The sequence below is a fragment of the Butyricicoccus sp. AM78-15b2TA genome, from assembly GCF_027665985.1.
GTDB classification, from domain to species: Bacteria; Bacillota; Clostridia; order Oscillospirales; family Butyricicoccaceae; genus Agathobaculum; species Agathobaculum butyriciproducens.
Genome location: NZ_JAQEHY010000028.1, coordinates 13,798 through 14,066 on the forward strand (window position 1 = coordinate 13,798; position 269 = coordinate 14,066).

Consider the following 269-nt stretch of genomic DNA (forward strand, 5'->3'; position numbering starts at 1 on the left):
CCGAGCTGCGGCATGTCGTCATTCGTCCAGCCGATCGGCGCAATGCCGAGTTTTACATTATTAAACATGATTTGCTACCTCCCTCAGCATTTTTCCCAGGTGCCCGACTTAACGGACTTGAGAACTGCGTTGATAATACCGTCAACCTTGGCGCCCATCTCGAAGTCGCAGATGTACTCGCCGCCGTGCATAGCCTGCATGAGTGCGTGAGCCTGCAGCGTCTTCATGTCGTCGAAGGCGATTGCGATGCCGCCTGCCGGCTGGAAGTA

Annotated in this window: 2 protein-coding genes; both read right to left on the minus strand. The window is 55.4% G+C overall.

The genetic code is table 11. The features are described from left to right. On the minus strand, nt 1-68 hold a 68-nt coding region (locus PGS25_RS14745; RefSeq protein WP_270419290.1), incomplete at its 3' end, for a hypothetical protein. Between the two features lie 15 nt (nt 69-83). Next, a partial coding sequence (locus tag PGS25_RS14750) for a hypothetical protein (RefSeq protein ID WP_270419288.1) occupies nt 84-269 on the minus strand: 186 nt, incomplete at its 5' end.